5 protein-coding genes are annotated in these 4,319 nt (G+C 36.6%); 1 reads left to right on the forward strand and 4 read right to left on the reverse strand.

Going from position 1 to position 4,319, the window contains the following annotated elements:
- The coding region (prfC, locus tag AAX18_RS08340; RefSeq protein WP_046953547.1) for a peptide chain release factor 3 at positions 1-1,434 on the forward strand (1,434 nt) is incomplete at its 5' end.
- Between the two features lie 85 nt (positions 1,435-1,519).
- Here prfC and AAX18_RS08345 read toward each other — a convergent pair.
- The 4 genes from AAX18_RS08345 to AAX18_RS08360 form a co-directional block, all read right to left on the reverse strand.
- Positions 1,520-1,753 (reverse strand): YgjV family protein, encoded by a 234-nt coding sequence (locus AAX18_RS08345; RefSeq protein WP_005628380.1) that lies wholly within the window; start codon positions 1,751-1,753, stop codon positions 1,520-1,522.
- Between the two features lie 437 nt (positions 1,754-2,190).
- Positions 2,191-2,520, reverse strand: coding sequence for a branched-chain amino acid transporter permease (locus AAX18_RS08350; protein WP_005629158.1), 330 nt, complete (start codon positions 2,518-2,520; stop codon positions 2,191-2,193).
- Positions 2,517-3,251: an azaleucine resistance protein AzlC gene (azlC, locus tag AAX18_RS08355; RefSeq protein ID WP_046953548.1), complete on the reverse strand. Its 735-nt coding sequence runs from the start codon at positions 3,249-3,251 to the stop codon at positions 2,517-2,519. The genes AAX18_RS08350 and azlC overlap by 4 nt, the downstream gene beginning before the upstream one ends.
- A gap of 9 nt (positions 3,252-3,260) precedes the next feature.
- Positions 3,261-4,190, reverse strand: coding sequence for a LysR family transcriptional regulator (locus AAX18_RS08360; RefSeq protein ID WP_005629156.1), 930 nt, complete (start codon positions 4,188-4,190; stop codon positions 3,261-3,263).
- Positions 4,191-4,319 lie beyond the last annotated feature (129 nt).

A 4,319-nucleotide genomic window follows, 5' to 3' on the forward strand; every position in this document is an offset into this window, starting at 1 on the left:
GCACATGCCAAATCCGACTGGATGGAAATGGAAAAACAACGTGGGATTTCGATTACCACTTCCGTAATGCAATTTCCTTATAACGATTGCTTGGTGAACTTACTTGATACCCCGGGACACGAAGATTTCTCTGAAGATACTTACCGCACTTTAACCGCTGTGGATAGCTGTTTAATGGTTATCGACTCAGCAAAAGGGGTTGAGGAACGTACAATTAAACTAATGGAAGTGACTCGCTTACGTGATACGCCAATCATCACTTTCATGAACAAACTAGACCGCGATATTCGCGATCCAATGGAATTGTTAGATGAAGTGGAAAATATTCTGAAAATTCGTTGTGCGCCAATTACATGGCCGATTGGTTGCGGGAAATTATTTAAAGGCGTTTATCATATTGCTAAAGATGAAACCTATCTTTATCAATCCGGTCAAGGCTCAACCATTCAAGAAGTTCGCATTGTCAAAGGTTTAAATAGCCCAGAATTAGATGCCGCTGTTGGCGATGATTTAGCACAACAACTTCGCGATGAATTGGAATTAGTGCAAGGCGCAAGTAATGAATTTGAACATGATGCCTTTATTAAAGGTGAACTTACACCAGTATTTTTCGGGACAGCATTAGGTAACTTCGGTGTGGATCATTTCCTTGATGGTTTAACACAATGGGCACCAAAACCAAAATCTCGTCAAGCAGATATAAGAACGGTCGAAAGTTCAGAAGAAAAATTCTCTGGTTTCGTATTTAAAATTCAAGCTAATATGGATCCAAAACACCGCGACCGTGTTGCCTTTATGCGCGTCGTTTCAGGCAAATATGAAAAAGGAATGAAACTAAAACATGTTCGAATTGGTAAAGATGTAGTGATTTCTGACGCACTCACCTTTATGGCTGGCGACCGTGCTCACGCCGAAGAAGCTTACGCTGGTGATATTATTGGTTTACATAATCACGGCACGATCCAAATTGGCGATACCTTTACGCAAGGTGAAACCTTAAAATTTACCGGTATTCCAAACTTTGCGCCTGAGCTATTCCGCCGTATTCGCTTGAGAGATCCACTCAAACAAAAACAATTACTTAAAGGTTTAGTACAACTTTCAGAAGAAGGTGCTGTTCAGGTATTTCGCCCATTAATGAATAACGATTTAATTGTAGGTGCGGTGGGTGTCTTGCAGTTTGATGTGGTGGTTTCTCGTCTAAAAACTGAATATAACGTAGAAGCGATTTATGAAAATGTGAACGTTGCAACCGCACGCTGGGTGGAATGTGCCGATGCGAAAAAATTCGAAGAATTTAAACGCAAAAATGAGCAAAATTTAGCTTTAGATGGTGGAGATAACTTAACCTATATTGCGCCAACAATGGTAAATCTGAATTTAGCTCAAGAACGTTATCCTGATGTCGTTTTTTACAAAACTCGTGAACATTAAAACGACATTAAAACGACAAAGTGCGGTGAAATTTCACCGCACTTTTCCAGAAAAAAGCGTTGAAATTTAATTCAACGCTTTTCTTTTATTTAGAGACTTTTTCTTGTCTTAATCGCCAAAGTTGATAAACATTCACAACGGCTAAAAATGCATTTAATAATGCAACAGGATAGGCGGCGATAATTACGCTATAGATAACAAATAAAATTGCTCCAATGCTGTTCACTATGCGTAAATGTACGATAGATTTAAACAAAAACGATACTGCAACAAAAAAGGTTGCGATATAACCCAATAATTCAACTAAATTCAATTCCATAATTCTGTTCTCTTCAATTAAAAATAAAAACGGGCGCCATGATAAAAGATTTTTAAAACAAGGAAAAGATCAGAAAAAAAAGCAACCGATTGCAAGCTGAAATTATTTTTTCTTATCAAAAATAAAGGTATTTTCACCATCATTAGTGCATAAAAAGCCGGAGACGAGTACGCACATCTAAATTTTGGGAGCTTATCCAATTTGGGGGAATTAGATAACATTAGCTCGCTCAACACGCACTTTGTTACCGGCTAAATTCTTTTAAGAATCCTGATGGTAATGCTATGAACAAGAAAGAAATTTAATAAAACGAGGTTCTATCTTTTATAATAACTAGAATTCCAATTTCTATTATTCTAGAAATTGGATTGATTATAAACTATGAAGTAACTTTAGATTCAAGAGAATTATAGAGAAATGAAAGTTATGATTTTATTCTAAATAAAGACAAGTTGTACTAAAAGCATATAGAAAAGCGTACCAACAGCAATAGATAGAAACATATTTTTCTTCCAAAAATGCAACCCTAGCACCACTATGCCTGCAAGAAAATCAGGGATACCATGATAACCAGTTAAAACATCAACATTCTTATAGCAATAAACTACAAGCATACCAAACATAGCTGGAGGTAAAACTTTCCCAAGATAGCGAATATATTGTGGAATCGGACGATTGGCTGGGAAGACAAAAAATGGCAATAAGCGCGTAAATTGCACCGTAAGCACACAAATTCCAATCGTCATAATCTGTTCTGTAAGTGTCATTTTAGTGACTCCAATTTTGTGTCTAATTTAGGTCCACGCATAGTTAGAATTAACCAGATACCAATTAATGTTGGAATTAAAAAATATTCTTTGCCTACAATCAGTAAAAAAGCCAATGCAATCCCTAAACCTAAGAGAGAGCTTTCATGGGATTTTTCCTTTATCCAATTTTCTGCAAAAATGACTAAGAAAAGAGCGGTCATAGAGAATTCCACACCTTTTAAATCAAAAGGTAAAACAGAGCCAAATAAGTTACCAATTGCAGCACCAACCACCCAATAAATATGCAAATATAAGCTGACAAAAAACATATACCAACCTTTATCTAAGTGCTGTGGAATTTTGGCCATATAATTTAAAGAAAAAGATTCATCTACAAGGGTAGTAATTAAATACCAACGTTTATGACCGATATGTACCCCATATTTTTCTAACATTGATATGCCATAGAAAATCTGACGAGTACTGATCATTAAGGTAATTAATAACACACTGATAGGAGAAAAAGGTGCAATAAGTGCCCCTGCAGCAATAAACTCAACCGAACCGGCATAAATAAGTAAAGCCATAAAAGTAGGATATAAAAATCCGAAACCAAGTGCCTTCATATAAATACCGTATGCCACACCAAGAAATAGAAATCCGGCAATCATTGGCGCACTATAAGGAAAAGCTGCTTTAGCCGCCGCACTAATTGGGTGAGGCTGCTGATTTTGTTGAGAAAAATTCATTTATTACTTCTATAAATCTAAAACGGATAGCCCTGGTAAAGTTGAAAAACTTTGAGCTTTTACGGTTTGATAAAAATCTTCTAAATAAGAAAGGGATTCATCTTCTTTGCGAATAGCCGCATATAGATTGCTATATAAACCCTCTTTTGTGACTTTTCTTGCTACGACATAACCCTTTTCCAAATAAGGCAACGCAGCCCAATAAGGGATAGTCGCAATACCACGACGACTCGCTACTAATTGAATCATAGCAATAGTCAATTCAGTTGTGCGGCGAGTAGGATTAATGCCTTTTGGTTTAAGCACTTTACGCAATAGATCTAACATATCATCAGGAACTGGGTAAGTTACCCAGGTTTCATACGCAAAATCTTCCGCGTCCCAAATGTCTTTTTCAGCTAAAGGGTGATCTTTTGAGCAAATTCCAACCATCTCATAAGAAAAGAGCGGTTTAAAAATTACATCATCATTATGCTCTACTTCTGATACTATCGCCCAATCTGCTCGGTGAGAAAGTAATAAACCAACAGGATCCGTATGAAAACCAGATACAATATCTAACTCAACTAGCCCCCAATGCCGACGGAATTCATCCATAGCAGGCATTAACCAATCAAAACAAGTATGACATTCCACAGCTATTCTCAGCTGCCCCGCATCACCATGTTTAACGCGTGCAAGATCACGTTCAGCATCAACAACTTTTGGCATCACTTCATTAGCAAGACGAATTAAACGCTCTCCTGCCGAAGTAAAACGAAGTGGATTACTTTTACGCTCAAACAAAGGTAAACCAAACTGTTCTTCTATTAATTTAATTTGGTGAGAAAGGGCTGATTGGGTTAAATATACTCGCTTTGCTGCCAAAGAAACGCTCCCTGTCTCTTTTAAGGCTAATAAAGTTTTAAGATGTCTAAATTCTAGAAAGGTTGGTTTCATTAAAAATATTCATACAAAATAGAAAATTAGATGATAGATATAATACCTTAAAATACGAAATATTCGAATTAATATTCTATAGATAAACAAAAACCCCATACCTTTCGATACGGGGTTCTTCTTTTTTAT

Origin of the sequence: Haemophilus haemolyticus (assembly GCF_001008205.1) — a bacterium.
GTDB lineage: Bacteria > Pseudomonadota > Gammaproteobacteria > Enterobacterales > Pasteurellaceae > Haemophilus > Haemophilus haemolyticus_Q.

Bases quoted from the DNA above. Each gene is read 5' to 3' on its own strand.
- AAX18_RS08345 (WP_005628380.1), bottom strand. From the start codon at position 1,753: ATGGAATTGAATTTAGTTGAATTATTGGGTTATATCGCAACCTTTTTT.
- AAX18_RS08350 (WP_005629158.1), bottom strand. From the start codon at position 2,520: ATGACACTTACAGAACAGATTATGACGATTGGAATTTGTGTGCTTACG.
- azlC (WP_046953548.1), bottom strand. From the start codon at position 3,251: ATGAATTTTTCTCAACAAAATCAGCAGCCTCACCCAATTAGTGCGGCG.
- AAX18_RS08360 (WP_005629156.1), bottom strand. From the start codon at position 4,190: ATGAAACCAACCTTTCTAGAATTTAGACATCTTAAAACTTTATTAGCC.